Annotated in this window: 20 protein-coding genes; 11 read left to right on the top strand and 9 right to left on the bottom strand. The window is 63.7% G+C overall.

Annotated elements, in window-relative coordinates:
• The first annotated feature begins 7 nt into the window (after window positions 1–7).
• Genes CHC02_RS25140 through CHC02_RS30030 form a run of 5 tightly spaced genes read left to right on the top strand, consistent with a single transcriptional unit; the run spans window position 8 to window position 3,617 of the window.
• Window positions 8–361: a contractile injection system sheath initiator gene (locus CHC02_RS25140; protein WP_089394120.1), complete on the top strand. Its 354-nt coding sequence runs from the start codon at window positions 8–10 to the stop codon at window positions 359–361.
• Window positions 361–1,575, top strand: a complete 1,215-nt coding sequence (locus tag CHC02_RS25135) for a baseplate J/gp47 family protein (protein ID WP_089394119.1) — start codon at window positions 361–363, stop codon at window positions 1,573–1,575. Before CHC02_RS25140 ends, CHC02_RS25135 begins: the two co-directional genes overlap by 1 nt.
• Complete coding sequence (locus tag CHC02_RS25130; protein ID WP_089394118.1) at window positions 1,572–2,252, top strand: DUF2612 domain-containing protein; 681 nt, start codon at window positions 1,572–1,574, stop codon at window positions 2,250–2,252. Before CHC02_RS25135 ends, CHC02_RS25130 begins: the two co-directional genes overlap by 4 nt.
• Window positions 2,242–3,345: a hypothetical protein gene (locus CHC02_RS30035; protein ID WP_139210239.1), complete on the top strand. Its 1,104-nt coding sequence runs from the start codon at window positions 2,242–2,244 to the stop codon at window positions 3,343–3,345. Before CHC02_RS25130 ends, CHC02_RS30035 begins: the two co-directional genes overlap by 11 nt.
• The gene (locus CHC02_RS30030) at window positions 3,345–3,617 is read left to right on the top strand and encodes a hypothetical protein (RefSeq protein ID WP_139210240.1); all 273 of its coding nucleotides are present in this window, start codon (window positions 3,345–3,347) and stop codon (window positions 3,615–3,617) included. Before CHC02_RS30035 ends, CHC02_RS30030 begins: the two co-directional genes overlap by 1 nt.
• On the opposite strand, the gene CHC02_RS25125 is transcribed toward CHC02_RS30030, so the two are convergent.
• Window positions 3,592–4,353, bottom strand: coding sequence for an FkbM family methyltransferase (locus CHC02_RS25125; RefSeq protein WP_089394117.1), 762 nt, complete (start codon window positions 4,351–4,353; stop codon window positions 3,592–3,594). The two genes, CHC02_RS30030 and CHC02_RS25125, sit on opposite strands and share 26 nt — an antisense overlap.
• A gap of 125 nt (window positions 4,354–4,478) precedes the next feature.
• On the opposite strand from CHC02_RS25125, the gene CHC02_RS25120 reads away from it, so the two are divergent.
• Complete coding sequence (locus CHC02_RS25120; protein WP_089394116.1) at window positions 4,479–5,012, top strand: glycoside hydrolase family 19 protein; 534 nt, start codon at window positions 4,479–4,481, stop codon at window positions 5,010–5,012.
• Window positions 5,009–5,518 (top strand): DUF2514 family protein, encoded by a 510-nt coding sequence (locus CHC02_RS25115; protein ID WP_089394115.1) that lies wholly within the window; start codon window positions 5,009–5,011, stop codon window positions 5,516–5,518. Before CHC02_RS25120 ends, CHC02_RS25115 begins: the two co-directional genes overlap by 4 nt.
• A gap of 22 nt (window positions 5,519–5,540) precedes the next feature.
• Here the strand turns inward: CHC02_RS25115 and CHC02_RS30610 are convergent, their stop codons facing one another.
• Genes CHC02_RS30610 through CHC02_RS25095 form a run of 4 tightly spaced genes read right to left on the bottom strand, consistent with a single transcriptional unit; the run spans window position 5,541 to window position 6,471 of the window.
• Window positions 5,541–5,780 carry a helix-turn-helix domain-containing protein gene (locus tag CHC02_RS30610; protein WP_089394114.1) on the bottom strand — a complete coding sequence of 80 codons (240 nt, stop codon included), beginning with the start codon at window positions 5,778–5,780 and terminating at the stop codon, window positions 5,541–5,543.
• Window positions 5,743–6,039: a hypothetical protein gene (locus CHC02_RS25105; RefSeq protein WP_089394113.1), complete on the bottom strand. Its 297-nt coding sequence runs from the start codon at window positions 6,037–6,039 to the stop codon at window positions 5,743–5,745. Before CHC02_RS25105 ends, CHC02_RS30610 begins: the two co-directional genes overlap by 38 nt.
• Before the next feature lies 1 nt (window position 6,040).
• Window positions 6,041–6,241 carry a hypothetical protein gene (locus CHC02_RS25100; protein WP_089394112.1) on the bottom strand — a complete coding sequence of 67 codons (201 nt, stop codon included), beginning with the start codon at window positions 6,239–6,241 and terminating at the stop codon, window positions 6,041–6,043.
• A gap of 47 nt (window positions 6,242–6,288) precedes the next feature.
• Window positions 6,289–6,471 (bottom strand): hypothetical protein, encoded by a 183-nt coding sequence (locus CHC02_RS25095; protein WP_089394111.1) that lies wholly within the window; start codon window positions 6,469–6,471, stop codon window positions 6,289–6,291.
• 495 nt (window positions 6,472–6,966) lie between these two features.
• On the opposite strand from CHC02_RS25095, the gene CHC02_RS25090 reads away from it, so the two are divergent.
• The 3 genes from CHC02_RS25090 to CHC02_RS25080 all read left to right on the top strand — a co-directional run bounded on the left by CHC02_RS25090 (window position 6,967) and on the right by CHC02_RS25080 (window position 10,730).
• Entirely contained in the window at window positions 6,967–9,060 is a 2,094-nt protein-coding gene (locus tag CHC02_RS25090; RefSeq protein WP_089394110.1) for a molybdopterin oxidoreductase family protein, read from the top strand.
• 103 nt (window positions 9,061–9,163) lie between these two features.
• The gene (grxD, locus tag CHC02_RS25085; RefSeq protein WP_058070522.1) at window positions 9,164–9,490 is read left to right on the top strand and encodes a Grx4 family monothiol glutaredoxin; all 327 of its coding nucleotides are present in this window, start codon (window positions 9,164–9,166) and stop codon (window positions 9,488–9,490) included.
• A gap of 79 nt (window positions 9,491–9,569) precedes the next feature.
• The gene (locus CHC02_RS25080) at window positions 9,570–10,730 is read left to right on the top strand and encodes an MFS transporter (RefSeq protein ID WP_089394109.1); all 1,161 of its coding nucleotides are present in this window, start codon (window positions 9,570–9,572) and stop codon (window positions 10,728–10,730) included.
• 40 nt (window positions 10,731–10,770) lie between these two features.
• On the opposite strand, the gene bfrB is transcribed toward CHC02_RS25080, so the two are convergent.
• The 4 genes from bfrB to pyrC all read right to left on the bottom strand — a co-directional run bounded on the left by bfrB (window position 10,771) and on the right by pyrC (window position 13,956).
• Window positions 10,771–11,247, bottom strand: a complete 477-nt coding sequence (bfrB, locus tag CHC02_RS25075; protein WP_009618404.1) for a bacterioferritin BfrB — start codon at window positions 11,245–11,247, stop codon at window positions 10,771–10,773.
• 208 nt (window positions 11,248–11,455) lie between these two features.
• On the bottom strand, window positions 11,456–11,671 hold the full coding sequence (locus tag CHC02_RS25070) for a bacterioferritin-associated ferredoxin (protein ID WP_089394108.1): 216 nt from the start codon (window positions 11,669–11,671) through the stop codon (window positions 11,456–11,458).
• A gap of 567 nt (window positions 11,672–12,238) precedes the next feature.
• Window positions 12,239–12,913 (bottom strand): ribonuclease T, encoded by a 675-nt coding sequence (gene rnt, locus CHC02_RS25065; RefSeq protein ID WP_089394107.1) that lies wholly within the window; start codon window positions 12,911–12,913, stop codon window positions 12,239–12,241.
• Complete coding sequence (gene pyrC, locus CHC02_RS25060; protein WP_089394106.1) at window positions 12,910–13,956, bottom strand: dihydroorotase; 1,047 nt, start codon at window positions 13,954–13,956, stop codon at window positions 12,910–12,912. Before pyrC ends, rnt begins: the two co-directional genes overlap by 4 nt.
• Before the next feature lie 140 nt (window positions 13,957–14,096).
• On the opposite strand from pyrC, the gene CHC02_RS25055 reads away from it, so the two are divergent.
• Window positions 14,097–15,107: a flagellar protein MotY gene (locus CHC02_RS25055; RefSeq protein WP_089394105.1), complete on the top strand. Its 1,011-nt coding sequence runs from the start codon at window positions 14,097–14,099 to the stop codon at window positions 15,105–15,107.
• Window positions 15,108–15,168: the final 61 nt, after the last annotated feature.

Here is a 15,168-nt window from a genome sequence, read left to right as displayed (position 1 = left end):
ACCTCACATGGCAAGCACACTGCTACTCGACCGCAGCGCATGGGATTTGGTGTTGGATGGGGAGGGGAATGTGGCCCTTGCTACTGAACCCTATGCCATCGCCCAGGACGTCGCCAGCGCCGTCCGTACGTTCCTCGGGGAGTGCTGGTACGACACCACTCTCGGATTGCCGTACTGGCAGCAGATTCTCGGCAAGTACCCACCGATTTCCCTCATCAAGAAGAAGATCGAAGTGGCGGCCCTGACGGTGCCCAAGGTGGCACAGGTCAAGACCATCGCCGTTTCGTTCACTGAGCGCGGCCTGACCGGGCAGATCCAGATCATCGACACCGACGGACAGGAAGCGGGAGTCTCGTTCTAATGACCACCAACGTTCCCAGCGTGGTAATCGATGCCAACGGCGTCACCCTGCCGCAGGAAACCGACATCCTCACGGGTGTCCAGGCCGACATCAATCAGGCATTCGGCGGCGGCGTAAATCCAGGCCTGACCACCCCGCAAGGGCAGATCGCCCAGACCACCACCGCCATCATTGGCGACAAGAACGACCAGATTGCCGAAGTGGTCAACAACGTCGACCCGGATAAGGCCGATGGCCGGTGGCAGGATGCAATCGGAAGGATCTACTTCCTTGAGCGCATCTCTGCTTCTGGAACTGTGGTCACCGGGACCTGCACAGGCCTGGTCGGCACCGTCATTCCTGCCGGTTCGGCCGCCCAGGATACTAACGGCTATATCTACTTCAGCCTGTCTGATGCGACGATCCCGTCCAGCGGTTCAGTGGATGTGGACTTCCAGAACTCGACTACTGGTCCTATCGCTTGCCCGATCGGCAACCTGGCGAAGATCTACTCCGCGGTGCCTGGCTGGGATCGCGTGGAGAATCTTGCCGCCGGAACGCTGGGGACTGACGTCGAGTCGCGCGCCGATTTCGAGTACCGGCGCAAATTGTCCGTGGCGGCCAATGGGGTGAACTCCACGCAGAGTATCCTCGGCCGCGTACTGGCTGTAGCGGATGTCCTCGATGCCTTCGTGGTCGACAACCCTGCGGGCACGACGGTGAACTACGGAGCCACGAGTTACCCACTGGCTCCCCATTCCGTGTATGTCGCCGTGGTCGGCGGCGTAGCAGCAGATATCGCCGCAGCGATCTGGGGCAAGAAGTCACTGGGCTGCAACTACAACGGCGACACCAGCTATGTCATCGAGGATTCGGAGGGCTACGAGAAGCCCTATCCGCAGTACACGGTGACCTGGAAGACGCCTGATGCGACTCCGGCCTTCTTCAAGATCCAGATCGCCACCGATCCGCTGCTGCCGGCCAACATCGTGGACCTGGTTCGGGCAGCAGTGGTGAATTCCTTCAATGGAGCGGATGGCGGGAGCAGGGCGCGTATCGGCTCGACCATCTACGCCGGGCGGTACTACGCTGGCGTTGCCGCCGTGAATTCGAACGTCAACATCGAATCGATCACCATGGGCTTCGATTCGTCAGCAGCAGCTGTTTCTCTCGCCTTCGGGATTGACCAGCGTCCGACTCTCGACAGCTCCAACATTCAGGTGCTCCTGGTATGAACAACTATCGGGACACCTTTCTAGCGCAGTATGCAAATAGCCCAACGATTACCGGGCTGCTGCAGTACTTCAACGAGAGTATCGATCCATCGGTCGATATCGATGCGTTCTATGACGTGGTGTGGAACGTGGCCACGGCCCAGGGTTTCGGCCTCGACATCTGGGGGAAGATCGTCAACGTCTCCCGCCTGCTGCAGGTCGACCAAGCTGTCACCTATTTCGGGTTCGACGAGGCCTTCACCGAAGCCACTGCTTCTACCGGTGTGCAGCCATTCGACCAGGCACCGTTCTATGACGGTCCGCTGCCCACGCAAACCTACGAGCTCTCGGACGAAGCCTATCGGCAACTGATTCTGCTGAAGGCGATGTCGAACATCTCCGACTGCACAGCACCGTCAATGAACCGGATGCTCCGCTTCATCTTCGGCAGCAAGGGGCGTTGTTACGTCCAGGATACGGGCGGGATGGGAATGCGCTTCGTATTCGAGTTCGATCTTTCGGCGGTCGATGCCGCAATCATCCTGCGCTCTGGTGCCATAGCCAGACCGGCAGGCGTGGCACTGAGCATCATCCTTCAACTCGATCCATCTACCACTTTCGGCTTCGCAGAAGCCGGCGGACAACCATTCGACCAAGGCGTTTTCCTCGGAGAAGGCGGAGTCATCTATGCAAGCTAGTAACGTACCCGGCAAGATCCAGAAGCCGTTCGCTGATGATGGCGATAAACAGACTATTCCCGTTGCATCGCAGATTGGCGTGACTGATGGACGGGCATCGTATACCGACGGTTTTCCGCCGCTGACTCGCACGCCCATTGTGGCAGGTGGTGTTCCTCCTTTCGGCACGGACATGAATGGCATCCTGAATGCCATCACTGCCGTTCTGCGCTGGCAGAATGCTGGCGGCCAATTCAACTATGACGGTGCCTTTGCTGCGGCCGTGGGCGGCTATCCGAAGGGAGCGCTCCTGCAAAAGTCCGATGGCTCCGGCTTCTGGCTGAGCACTTCAGACAATAACTCCAACAATCCGGATACGGGCGGTGCAAACTGGGCCGATCCTGGTGCCGGCCGCCTACTTCGCCGTAGCGTGTATTACCTCGTTGGCGGTGTACAAACCGTTTCCTATGACGGCGCTTCTGGCACTACGACCGGTGCAACTGTATTCACGTCGCTGCCGCAGACCTCGAAGATTCGAGTTCGAATTTCTGGCGCGGGTGGCGGTGGCGGTGGCGCAGGTTTCACGTCCTCCACGACCGTATCTCTCGGGGGTGGCGGCGGTGCAGGTGCTTATGCAGATCTATTCCTGACTACAGGATTTTCTGGTGGTGTTCCTGTCACTATCGGAGGTGGCGGAAACGGAGGATCTATTACCCCCAGCAACGGCTCGTCTGGAGGAACCACTAGCTTTGGCTCAATATCTTCCTGCGCTGGAGGCAGCGGTGGTGTGGGGGCGGGTCAACTTTCGACTTCATTTACTGCAGCAGGTGGTGGCGGAGGTAACGTTTACGGGACTAATTCATTCGTCGGCGGCCAAGGGGCTCCTGGTGTATTTGGAGTTTCCTTCGGGCCCTCGACGTATAACTCAGGGAATGGCGGGAATTCCGGGTTTGGCTATGGTGGTGGGTTTTCTGTTACCTCTACTACCAAGGCAGGCAATGCGGGGCAGTTTGGTAGCGGCGGCAGTGGTGGGGTTAGCAATAACACCCCAGCCGCTGGCGGAGTGGGTGGAAGAGGTGGGGATGGTCTGATTATCGTAGAGGAGTATGCATAATGGGCGTGTACGTGCGCATTGAGGATGGTGTAGTCGTTGAGGTAATCAATGGCGTTCTTTATGAGGCGCCTGATGAGAATTTCCGGAAAGTCTATGGAGAAGAGCCCTACCAGGCAGCAATGGCCCTGGCAGGACATGAGATTCCTATGGAGCATCGATTCTCAGCTGAATTCCTGGCTGATCTGATCGAAGTCTCTGAAACTGAAGAACGGCCATCACAAGGATGGCTGTTCGATGGAACATCGTTTATGCCTCCTGAAGAAAGTTATTAACGTTTTCTTCAGGGCAGAATATGTGATTCCATCCATCTTTGTGAAATTTTACGCTCTCTTGGAGGATGGCGCCTTGTTCATTCATGACAATATCTTTGTATTTGAATCTTTTTATGAATTCATTCAGATAGTCGTTGTCTGCCGCTGGTAGTATTTCTATAAAAATTACCGGCCTGCACCTGCGAATAGTTTTCTCTGCCCCCCTCAGAACTTCTGCCTCATGGCCTTCTACATCAATTTTTATTAGGGAGATTTTTTCTTTCTTTCGAAGAGCCGGAGAGAAGATCCTGTCGATTGTCTCGACGGCCACAGGCTTGCAATCCGAATGAGATTCCTTGAATTCTTTGTTTAAAGATGAGGATGTCTCAACGCATCCATGGCTTTGATCCGGGATGTAAAGCATTGATGTACCATGCCTGCTGCTTAGTGCAGTAGTTGATACGTCTATTTTTGATGAGAAATCATTAATTGAGATATTCTCAAGGAGAATTGGGATTATCTCTGGATCCGGCTCGAATGCATATATTTTGCTTTCTGATACGGATGCTGAGAGTAATGAATAAAACCCCGTATTGGCTCCTACATCGATTATCGCGCCAGTTGCTAACTGAGAAGCCCTGTTGAAGAACTCTGGCATTGGTCGCTCAAAAGACTTCCATCCTGAGTGTTCAAGAGTTGATGAAACCTGATCATATTTATTTGGCTTTGACATTCTGAATATTGGATCAATGATCATGTTTCTTCCTTGTTAACTGATGGTTTGACATGCGGTATGTATCAGAATTTACAACATGAATCTCGGTGAATCCATACTGGCAAAATTAACCGAATGGATTTGCTACCAGTCCCAGGTGATGAGCTATGCCCCTTACCGAAGCGCAGCTCCTGCGCATTCTCCCTAGCGCCGGCCCTCGAGCCGGCGTTTTTGTGCCTGCGCTGAACCGAGCCATGCAGCGCTACCGGATCGACTCGCCAGTGCGCCAGGCTGCGTTCCTGGCGCAGATCGGCCACGAGTCGGGGCAGCTGCGCTATGTGCGCGAGATATGGGGCCCTACCGCAGCGCAGAAGGGCTACGAGGGCCGCAAGGATCTGGGCAATACCCAGCCCGGCGACGGCAAGCGGTTCATGGGCCGCGGCCTGATCCAGATCACCGGCCGGGAGAACTACCGGAAGGCCGGCGCCGCCCTGGGCCTGCCGCTGCTCGACCAGCCTGAACTGCTGGAGCAGGCCGAGTGGGCCGCGACCTCTGCCGCTTGGTGGTGGGCGAACCATGGCCTGAATGAGCTGGCCGATGCCGGGCGCTTCGAGCAGATCACCCGAGTGATCAACGGCGGCCTGAATGGTCAGGCGGATCGCCTGGCGCTGTGGGGGCGGGCAAAGGAGGTGCTGGCATGACCTGGCTGCTCAGCTACTGGCGCCAACTCCTGATGGTACTGATCATCGCCGCCGTGGGCATTGGATGCTGGCGCCACGGCGTAACGACGACGGATGCAGCCTGGCAGGCTAAGTGGGACCAGCACCTGGCCGCCGATGCCGCGGCTACCGCCCAGGCCCAGGCCGAACAGCGCGTCATCGAGCAGAACCGCCAACAGTCCATCAACAAACTCGCCGAGGACGGCCAACGTGCAATCGACAAAGCTCAAATGGATGCTGCCGCTGCTCGTGCTTCTGCTGGCAGCCTGCGGGACGCCGCCGACAAGCTCGCAACCCGACTGGCAGCAAGTGAAGCCCGCGGCGATACCTGCACTGCCGGAGCAAGCAAGGCAGCTGCCGCTGCAGCCCGAGTGCTCGCCGACGTGCTCAAGCGCGCTGACGAAAGAGCGGGGCGCCTGGCAGACATTGCTGACCAGTCCAGAGCCCGGGGGCTAGCCTGCGAGGCGGCGTATGCCGCGTTGCGCTGAGGTATGTCGTGCGGTGCGCCCATCATTCTGCTTCTGCCAGGCATTCCAGGGCGAACTGGACTGTGTACGGTGCGGAGCGATGGAGAGGGTGGGATTCATCGCGCAGGTAGTTGCGAAAGCCCTCCCAGCTCAGACCAAGCAATTCGGCTGCCTGGCGCTGACTCTTGCCGGACCGTTCAACCAGCCCGCGCAGGTAGCGCGGGTTTGGGTTATGGTTGGAAGCGTCAGGTTTCCGCACGGTACTTCTCTGCTGCAATGGCATCGTTCCTCGCAATGGCTACGATGTCCGGTCTGCATGCCCATATGTAGCGCAGGCCCTTTTCCACTGCTTCCTGCTGTGTCTTGCTGACGGTCCCGCGAAGAGCCAAGCCGTCGTCATGCTCGATCAGTTCGACGTTACCGTATTGGATGTCACCTTCCGCGCCGGCATTGTCGATGCCCCATGCCCAGCCCGAATCAGTCGTTTCCAGCACGATGAAGCCGCGCATGTAAAGCTCAATGTCGGCGCGTGAAACGGCCATGTCAGGCGTCCTCATATTCCGTTCGGCGAATTTTCTGCGACTCGTCGATGAGCGCTAGCCATTCATCTTCGGTCAGATCGTCGGTATCCACCACGCATTCGCGACTCAGCAGCCCCAGCATGATCCGCCCGTCCAGTTCATCGGCCTCAGTCCCCATCAACTCAGCGACCTGATAGGTGGTGGTATCGTTGGTGATCTTCATGGCTTCGTTCCCTGTCTTCGCCTCGCCACTGTGGTGGGTTTCTTAGGTCAGGCGACCTGAAATTCTTCGCCGTCGAACTTCGCGGCATGGGCTTGCACGTAGGCGTCGAGAAACTCCTGATCGTTGGTCCACTCTTGAGCGCTGTGCAACTCCTCTCGAAGCTCTGCGTCCATCAGATTTACGGCGGCGTCGAAATCAATCTGCTGGCCGTTCAGGGTGACTTTTGACATTCGTCGATCCTCAGTTCGCCTCGCCGTTGTGGCTGGCATGGGCGTAGATTATTGGGTAACATTGTTACCCACAATAACCGTTCGTCGGTTTAACCGATGCCTTTGGTAGGTGTGAGCCTTGATGGCCATGCGCATGATTAAGGCGCCGCTATCGGAGGGGCGTTTTCGAAGGGGGAGTAGGGCGCCCAGAACGGGCAAGACAGCCAGATTGGTTCGTACCACTTTTTGTACCAATCTGGCGATTTCGAGGGGGTTTTAGGGGGCTGCAGAAGCGCAGGAATCCCCTATGCGCCCCATACGTCCTCATAAGGAAATTACGCATTGACGCAAGTTTGCCGCGGAGCCCCCGCCGGGCAGCTGCGCGGCCCCGATTCGCGCCTATATCCCGCGATTCACTGCACTTAGGCTTGTGGCGTTCGCCGCTGCGCCGTTCCATAGTGCTCGCTCTGGTAACGACCGGCCCGCGAAGGCCGGCGCAACAACAAGAGGCGAGCCATGAGCAAGACCCTCCACCACCGTGCGTGCCACCTGTGCGAGGCCATCTGCGGCCTGACCATCGAGACCGAGGAGCAGCGCATCCTGTCGATCAGGGGCGATGCCCAGGACAGCTTCAGCCGTGGCCACGTCTGCCCCAAGGCGGTGGCCCTGCAGGACATCCAGAACGACCCCGACCGCCTGCGCCAGCCGATGCGGCGGGTCGGCGGCGAGTGGCAGCCGGTCGCCTGGGACGAGGCCTTCGAACTGGTCGCCGCGCGCCTGGCGGAGATCCGCGAGCGCCACGGCAGCGACGCGGTGGCCGTGTACCAGGGCAACCCCAGCGTGCACAACTACGGGCTGATGACCCACAGCAACTACTTCCTCGGCCAGTTGAAGACGCGCAACCGCTACTCGGCCACCTCGGTGGACCAACTGCCGCACCACCTGGTCAGCCAGCAGATGTTCGGCCACGGCCTGCTGATCCCCATCCCGGACATCGACCACACCGACTTCATGCTGATCCTCGGCGGCAACCCGCTGGCCTCCAACGGCAGCATCATGACCGTGCCGGACGTGGAAAAGCGCCTCAAGGCCCTGAAGGCCCGCGGCGGCCGCCTGGTGGTGGTGGACCCGCGGCGCACCGAGACCGCGGCGCTGGCCGACCAGCACCTGTTCGTCCGCCCGGGGCAGGACGCGGCCTTGCTGCTGGGCATCCTCGATGTGCTGTTCGGCGAGAACCTGGGGCGCGCCAGCCACCTGCCGGTGGCCGGGCTGGACGAGGTGCGCGCGGCGCTGGCGCCCTTCGGCGTCGAGGCCATGGCCCGGCGCTGCGGCGTGCCGGCGGCGGACATCCGCGCCCTGGCCCGGGACTTCGCCGCCGCCGACAAGGCGGTGTGCTACGGGCGCATGGGCGTGTCCACCCAACGCTTCGGCACCCTCTGCCAATGGCTGGTGCAACTGATCAACCTGGTCACCGGCAACCTCGACCGCGTCGGCGGCAGCCTCTGCACCACGCCGGCGGTGGACCTGGTGGCCAGTACCTCCGGCGGCGCCTTCGGCCGCTGGCGCAGCCGGGTGTCCGGCCTGCCGGAATACGGCGGCGAGCTGCCGGTGGCGGCCCTGGCCGAGGAAATGCTCAGCGAGGGCGAGGGCCAGGTCCGCGCGCTCATCACCGTGGCCGGCAACCCGGTGCTCTCCACCCCCAACGGGCGGCGCCTGGAGCAGGCCCTGGACGGCCTGGAGTTCATGCTCGCCATCGACCTCTACATCAACGAGACCACGCGCTACGCCGACCTCATCCTGCCGCCCACCGCGCCGCTGGAGCACGAGCACTACGACACCACCTTCAACGTCTTCGCGGTGCGCAACGTCACCCGCTTCAACGAGGCGGTGCTGCCCCGGCCGGCCGGCGCGCTGCACGACTGGGAGATCTTCGTCGGCCTGGCCAGGGCCTACGCCGCGCGCCAGGGCACCGAGCTGAAGCCGACGGCGCCGCCGGAGCAGATGATCGACATGGGCCTGCGCTTCGGCCCCTACGGCGATGCCAGCGAGCACAAGCTGAGCCTGGCGCGCCTGCGCGAGCACCCCCACGGCCTCGACCTGGGCCCGCTGCGGCCGAACCTGGCAGCGCGGCTGAAGACCGCCAGCCACCAGGTGGAGGCCGCGCCGGCGCTGTTCCTCGCCGACCTCGGGCGTTTCGCCGACACCCCGGCGCCGGCCGAGGGCCAGTTGCTGCTGATCGGCCGCCGCCACGTGCGCAGCAACAACTCCTGGATGCACAACTACCACCGCCTGGTGAAGGGCAAGCCGCGCCACCAGTTGCTGATGCACCCGCAGGACCTGGCCAGCCGCGGGCTGCTGGACGGCCAGCGGGTACGGGTGCGCTCGCGGGTGGGCAGCGTCGAGATCGAGGTGGCGGCCAGCGACGAGGTGATGGCCGGGGTGGTCAGCCTGCCCCATGGCTGGGGCCATGCGCGCCCCGGGGTGCAACTGGCCATCGCCAGCGAGCAGGGCGGCGCCAGCGCCAACGACCTGACCGACGAGCGCCACCTGGACGCGCTGTCCGGCAACGCCGCGCTCAACGGCGTGCCGGTGGAGGTGGAGGCGGCCTGAGGTCGGCGGCAAAGCCGAGCGCGGTGCTCGGCTTTCCGGTACACTGTCGGCAAAGTACCGGCTGCATGGCCGGGCAGTAGCGAAGTTCAGCCGAGGTTAGCCAATGGACATCATCGATACCATCAAAGAGCAGATCGCCAACAACCCCATCCTGCTGTACATGAAAGGTTCGCCGAACGCTCCGCAGTGCGGCTTCTCCGCCCGCGCCGCGCAGGTGCTGATGGCCTGCGGCGAGAAATTCGCCTACGTCGACATCCTGCAGAACCCGGAAATCCGCGCCAACCTGCCGAAGTACGCCAACTGGCCGACCTTCCCGCAGCTGTGGGTGGGGGGCGAGCTGGTCGGGGGGAGCGACATCCTCGTCGAGATGTTCGAGAAGGGCGAACTGCAGCCGCTGATCAAGCAGGCCGTCGGCAACGCCGAAGCCTGATCGACGGCGTAGCCGTCGTAGCGAAGAACCCCGCGCCAGCGCGGGGTTTTTCATTTGTGCGGGGAAAGGATTCGAACCGATGGACGACCGCAAGAGGGCCCGCGCGGCCCGTTGGGCCTGCGCCTTCTGCTTCGGCGCGGGCGGGCTGGTGCATGGCAGCGTCATGGGGCGCATCCCGGCGCTGAAGAGCCTCACCGGCGTCGATGAACAGGCCCTGGGCCAGGCGCTGCTGGGCGCCGGGCTCGGTGCGCTGCTGGCGTTCTCCTTCGCCGGCGCCCTGGTACGCCGCCTCGGCAGCCGGCGGGTGACCCTGGCCAGCGCCGCGGCGCTGCTGCTGGTGTTCCCGCTGCTGGGGCTGTGCCACGGCTGGTGGGCGCTGGCCCTGGCGCTGCTGCTGGTGGGGCTGACCTTCGCCACCCTGGACGTGGCGATGAACACCCAGGCGGTGGAGGTGGAGCGCCTGCTGGGCCGGCCCTGCCTGTCCAGCCTGCACGGCATGTACAGCCTCGGCGGCCTGCTCGGCGCGCTGGGCGCGGCGTTGCTGGCGGGGCTCACGCCGTTCTGGCATTTCAGCCTGCTCGCCGTGCTGGCGCTGCTGGCCCTGCCGCTGTTCGGCCGGCGCCTGCTGGAGGGGCGCAGCGAACCGCAGGCCGAGGCGCAACCGCGCCGGCGCGGTCCGCGGCTGCCGCCGGCGGCGCTGGTCGGCCTGGGGCTGCTGACGCTCTGCGCGTTCGTTTCCGAAGGCGCGGTGGCGGACTGGAGCGCGCTGCTGCTGCACAGCGTCCTGGGCGCTTCGGAGCGGGTGGCGGCGCTGGGCTTCGCCGCCTTCTCGGCGACCATGGTGGTCGGCCGGCTGTTCGGCGACCGCCTGCGCCTGCACGTCGCCGACGTCGCCCTGGTGCGCGGGCTCAGCCTGCTGGCCATCGCCGGCATGCTGCTGGCGCTGTTCGGCGGCCGCGTCGAGCTGTCGGTGGCGGGCTTCGCCCTGGTCGGCCTGGGCCTGTCGGTGGTGGTGCCGATCCTCATCGGCGCGGCCGGCAACCGGCCGGGCGTGGAGGCGTCCAGCGGCGTCGCCGCGGTGGCGTCGTTCGGCTATGGCGGGCTGCTGCTGGGGCCGCCGCTGATCGGCATCCTGGCCGAGCACATCGGCCTGCGCCTGGCATTGCTGGTGGTGGTGGGGCTGTGCGCTGGGCTGCTGTTCTGGGCGCACCTGGTGCGCCGCCCGCAGCAGGCGGGATAGGGAGGAACGGGGGCGCCGCGCGGGGCGGCGCCCATGGCCGTCAGTCGTCTTCGTGCATGTGCGACTGCAGGTAGTTCTCCAGGCCGACCTTCTGGATCAGGCCGAGCTGGGTCTCCAGGTAGTCGATGTGCTCTTCCTCGGACTCGAGGATGTTCTTGAGCAGGTCGCGGCTGACGTAGTCATGCACGCTTTCGCAATGCACGATGGCGTCGCGCAGGTCCTTCGCGGCCTTGAGTTCCAGGTTCAGGTCGCACTGCAGCATTTCCTGGGTGTTCTCGCCGACCAGCAGCTTGCCCAGGTCCTGCAGGTTGGGCAGGCCCTCGAGGAAGAGGATGCGCTCGATGAGCTTGTCCGCATGCTTCATCTCGTCGATCGACTCGTGGTACTCGTGGGCGCCGAGGCGCTTCAGGCCCCAGTCGTTCCACATGCGCGAGTGCAGGAAGTACTGGTTGATGGCGATCAGCTCGTTGCCGAGGACCTTGTTCAGATGCTGGATGACTTTCTTGTCGCCTTTCATGCCGAGTCCTGCCGTATGGAGTGGGGTAGGACTGAAATTTTGGGCCTCTTATAACCGGATGTCAAACGTAAGCTATTGATTTCGTTATAAAAAGGAATATGAATACGAATGTTTTCATTCCGCAGTTAGGCGCTAAACCCTTGAATTGCGGGCATAAAAAAACCGGGCCTGGGCCCGGTTCTTCTGGCGTATGCCGAATCGGCATCGCTCAACTGGCGGCATAGGCCAGCGAGTAGTTCATCGATTGCGCGCCCTGCAGGTCACCGAGGGTCTCGCGCACCACCTGCTTGGCGAGGCAGGCGCACTTGCCGCACTGGGTGCCGACGCCGGTGCTCTCGCGCACTTCGCGGTAACTGCAGCATCCCTCGTAGATCGCGTCGCGGATCTGGGTATCGGTAACACCTTGGCAGAGGCAGACGTACATGGATAGCACTACTGGTGTGGGGTTGTTGGCGTCGATACTAATGTTAATGAGAATGATTGTCAAAGTTTGGTGGGCGACATTCCGGCATGGCGACGAATGGTCTTTTTGAGCGGCGAAGGGTGAGTCAGGCCCGCCTCGCCGTAGGGCAATAACCGTTCGCGGTTATCCGCCGTTGGCCGTGCCATCGGGGCGTCCGGCGTGGCTGGTGAATCCAATCGCGGATGGAGTCCGCTCCTTGTCGTGCTCGCGAACGGTGCTTACCGGCGGCGGCTGTGTTTCTGACTGGCTCCACTCCCTCTCCCCAGCCCTCTCCCACAAGCGGGAGAGGGCTGGCCTGAGTGGCCGGGAAGCAAGGCGCCATCCTTTCCCCTCGTCAGTCCCGCGAACGCCGGAACCCGTAGGACGGATCCTGAACCAATGGTTCCAGGAGGCGCGGTCGTAGGAGCGGACTCCGTCCGCGATCGGACCCGCAGGCCCTGCCAGCCTCTGCAGTGGCACGAAGACCCCCAACGAAAAAGCCCCGCGCATCGGCGGGGCTTTTTCATGGCAGTGGCTCAAGGACCAAAATCAGTCCTCATCCTCCATCCACCCACCGCATTCCTTCCAGCGGTTGACGATCCCGCAGAACAGCTCGGCGGTCTTCTCGGTGTCGTAGCGCGCCGAGTGCGCCTCGCGGTTGTCGAACTCCATGCCGGCGGCCTGGCAGGCCTTGGCCAGCACCGTCTGGCCGTAGGCCAGGCCGGCGAGGGTGGCGGTGTCGAAGCTGGAGAACGGGTGGAACGGGTTGCGCTTGAGGCCGGTGCGGTTCACCGCGGCGTTGAGGAAGCCGAGGTCGAAGCTGCTGTTGTGGCCCACCAGGATCGCCCGCTTGCAGCCGTTGGCCTTCAGCGACTTGCGCACGCCGCGGAAGATCTCGGTGAGCGCCTGCTCCTCGGGCACCGCCATGCGCAGCGGGTGGTCGAGCTTGATGCCGGTGAACTCCAGGGCCGCCGCCTCGATGTTGGCGCCTTCGAAGGGCTCGACGCGGAAGAAGTGGGTATGTTCCGGGAACAGGTAGCCGTTCTCGTCCATGCCGATGGTCACCGCGGCGATTTCCAGCAGGGCGTCGGTGGCGCAGTTGAAGCCGCCGGTCTCGACGTCCACCACCACCGGCAGGTAGCCGCGGAAGCGGCGCGCCATGGGGTGGCGCGGGCCGGGGGGGAAGTTGCCGTCGAACTCTTCTTCGTACTGCTCTTCGCTCATGCGCCGGCCTCCAGCAGGCGCCAGCGCAGTTTTTCGCCGGCGCGCAGGGGCACCACCTCATGGTCGCCGAAGGGCAGGCTGGCGGGCGCCTGCCATTCCTCGCGGACCAGGGTGATGCTCTCGGCGTTGCGCGGCAGGCCGTAGAAGTCCGGGCCATGGAAGCTGGCGAAGGCTTCCAGCCTGTCCAGGGCGTTGCGCTGCTCGAAGGCCTCGGCGTACAGCTCGATGGCGGCGTAGGCGGTGTAGCAGCCGGCGCAGCCGCAGGCCGCTTCCTTGGCGTGGCGGGCGTGGGGCGCCGAGTCGGTGCCGAGGAAGAACTTCGGGCTGCCGCTCACTGCGGCGTCCAGCAGGGCTTCCTGGTGCACGTTGCGCTTGAGGATCGGCAGGCAATAGAAGTGCGGACGGATGCCGCCGACCAGCATGTGGTTGCGGTTGTACAGCAGGTGGTGGGCGGTGATGGTGGCGCCGACGTTGGCCGGGGCGGCCAGGACGAACTGCGCCGCGTCGCCGGTGGTGATGTGCTCGAAGACCACCTTGAGGGTGGGGAAGCGCTCGACCACGCGGGCCAGGTGCTCGTCGATGAAGCGCTTCTCGCGGTCGAACACGTCCACCTCGGCGCGGGTCACCTCGCCGTGCACCAGCAGCGGCAGGCCGACCTCGGCCATGGCTTCGAGCACGTGGAAGATGTTGTCGATGCTGGTCACGCCGGAATCGGAGTTGGTGGTGGCGCCGGCCGGGTACAGCTTGGCGGCGTGGACGAAGCCGCTGGCCTTGGCGTTGCGCACGTCCTCGGGGCTGGTGCGGTCGGTGAGGTAGAGCACCATCAGCGGTTCGAAGCGGCTGCCGGCCGGGCGCGCGGCGAGGATGCGCTGGCGGTAGGCGTCGGCTTCGCCGGCGTTGCGCACCGGGGGCACCAGGTTGGGCATGACGATGGCGCGGCCGAAGGTGCGCGCGGCATCGCCGACGGTCTGGGCGAGGGCGGCGCCGTCGCGCAGGTGGATGTGCCAGTCGTCGGGGCGCAGCAGGGTCAGGCGGTCGGACATGGGGATACCAGAGGACGATTTGCAGCGGAGTTAAGTGGGGAAATGCTACCGGAAAAGCCCGTCGCCGGCACTCGCTATCAAGTTTTACCGGCCCTGTCCGATATCTCCTGGGTACTTTCCAGCATTACCCGGAGCCATCCGTGCGCCATTCCTACCTTCTCCTGCTCGGCCTGTGCGCCAGCGTGCCGGCCTGGGGGCTGACCTTCCAGACGCGCCTGGAGAACGCGCGCTGGACGGCGGCGGGCGACCAGTTCGAATGCCGCCTGTCGCAACAGGTGGATGGCTTCGGCGTCGGCGAGTTCGTCTGGCGCGCCGGCGAGCAGCCGACCTTCCGCCTCAAGCCGCTGCGCAACTGGGCCGGCGGCGGTTCGGCGACGCTCTTGGCGGCGGCGCCGCCGTGGCGGCCGACCCAGGGCGACATCGACCTGGGCCCGGTGGCCCTGGTCGCCGGCGAGGTGCCCTTCACCAGCAGCCAGCAGCAGGCCGGGCGCCTGCTCGACGGCGTGCTGGAAGGGCGCAGCCCCGAGGTGCGCCTGCGGGCGGCGGGTGGCCAGGACCTGCGGGTGCGCCTGCTGCCGGCGCGTTTCGCCGACGGTTACGCGCAGTTGCAGGACTGCTCGACGAAGATGCTGCCGGTGAACTTCGACCAGGTGCGCCAGGCCCAGGTCGGCTTCCCCGGCGGCGGCGATGCCCTGGACGCCGTGGCCCGCGCCAAGCTGGACATCGTCCTGCAATACCTCAAGGCCGACCCGACGGTGAACCGCATCGAGCTGGACGGGCATTCCGACAACAGCGGCAACCGCCTGAGCAACCGCGACATCTCGCGGCGCCGCGCGATGGCGGTGATGGAGTACCTGAAGGCCCACGGCGTGCCCGAGGAGCAGATCACCGTGCGCTTCTACGGCGAGCGCTACCCGCTGGTGAAGAACAATTCCGAGGCCAACCGCGCGCGCAACCGCCGGGTGACCCTGCACCTGTCCCGCGAGGCGCTGCCGGAAACCCCGCCGGCGCCCGCCGCCGCGCCCAATGCCGCACAGCCCGGCGCCACGCCGCCCGAGCCCCCGGCGCCCGCCGCGCCGCAGGCCAAGGCGCCGGCCGGCAACGCCCCGGCCTCGGCGCCGCCGGGCCAGCCGAGCGCCCGCGGCGCCTAGTCGCACCCTCGATAGAATCTGTCGCTTTGTCGTCAAAAGCTGTCGCGCCTCTATAATTTCC

Origin of the sequence: Pseudomonas delhiensis (assembly GCF_900187975.1) — a bacterium.
GTDB lineage: Bacteria > Pseudomonadota > Gammaproteobacteria > Pseudomonadales > Pseudomonadaceae > Pseudomonas > Pseudomonas delhiensis.
Note: the sequence above shows the minus strand (reverse complement) of the source record. Positions and strands in the feature narration are given on the sequence as shown.

Bases quoted from the DNA above. Each gene is read 5' to 3' on its own strand.
- CHC02_RS25140 (WP_089394120.1), top strand. From the start codon at position 8: ATGGCAAGCACACTGCTACTCGACCGCAGCGCATGGGATTTGGTGTTG.
- CHC02_RS25135 (WP_089394119.1), top strand. From the start codon at position 361: ATGACCACCAACGTTCCCAGCGTGGTAATCGATGCCAACGGCGTCACC.
- CHC02_RS25130 (WP_089394118.1), top strand. From the start codon at position 1,572: ATGAACAACTATCGGGACACCTTTCTAGCGCAGTATGCAAATAGCCCA.
- CHC02_RS30035 (WP_139210239.1), top strand. From the start codon at position 2,242: ATGCAAGCTAGTAACGTACCCGGCAAGATCCAGAAGCCGTTCGCTGAT.
- CHC02_RS30030 (WP_139210240.1), top strand. From the start codon at position 3,345: ATGGGCGTGTACGTGCGCATTGAGGATGGTGTAGTCGTTGAGGTAATC.
- CHC02_RS25125 (WP_089394117.1), bottom strand. From the start codon at position 4,353: ATGATCATTGATCCAATATTCAGAATGTCAAAGCCAAATAAATATGAT.
- CHC02_RS25120 (WP_089394116.1), top strand. From the start codon at position 4,479: ATGCCCCTTACCGAAGCGCAGCTCCTGCGCATTCTCCCTAGCGCCGGC.
- CHC02_RS25115 (WP_089394115.1), top strand. From the start codon at position 5,009: ATGACCTGGCTGCTCAGCTACTGGCGCCAACTCCTGATGGTACTGATC.
- CHC02_RS30610 (WP_089394114.1), bottom strand. From the start codon at position 5,780: ATGCCATTGCAGCAGAGAAGTACCGTGCGGAAACCTGACGCTTCCAAC.
- CHC02_RS25105 (WP_089394113.1), bottom strand. From the start codon at position 6,039: ATGGCCGTTTCACGCGCCGACATTGAGCTTTACATGCGCGGCTTCATC.
- CHC02_RS25100 (WP_089394112.1), bottom strand. From the start codon at position 6,241: ATGAAGATCACCAACGATACCACCACCTATCAGGTCGCTGAGTTGATG.
- CHC02_RS25095 (WP_089394111.1), bottom strand. From the start codon at position 6,471: ATGTCAAAAGTCACCCTGAACGGCCAGCAGATTGATTTCGACGCCGCC.
- CHC02_RS25090 (WP_089394110.1), top strand. From the start codon at position 6,967: ATGAGCAAGACCCTCCACCACCGTGCGTGCCACCTGTGCGAGGCCATC.
- grxD (WP_058070522.1), top strand. From the start codon at position 9,164: ATGGACATCATCGATACCATCAAAGAGCAGATCGCCAACAACCCCATC.
- CHC02_RS25080 (WP_089394109.1), top strand. From the start codon at position 9,570: ATGGACGACCGCAAGAGGGCCCGCGCGGCCCGTTGGGCCTGCGCCTTC.
- bfrB (WP_009618404.1), bottom strand. From the start codon at position 11,247: ATGAAAGGCGACAAGAAAGTCATCCAGCATCTGAACAAGGTCCTCGGC.
- CHC02_RS25070 (WP_089394108.1), bottom strand. From the start codon at position 11,671: ATGTACGTCTGCCTCTGCCAAGGTGTTACCGATACCCAGATCCGCGAC.
- rnt (WP_089394107.1), bottom strand. From the start codon at position 12,913: ATGAGCGAAGAGCAGTACGAAGAAGAGTTCGACGGCAACTTCCCCCCC.
- pyrC (WP_089394106.1), bottom strand. From the start codon at position 13,956: ATGTCCGACCGCCTGACCCTGCTGCGCCCCGACGACTGGCACATCCAC.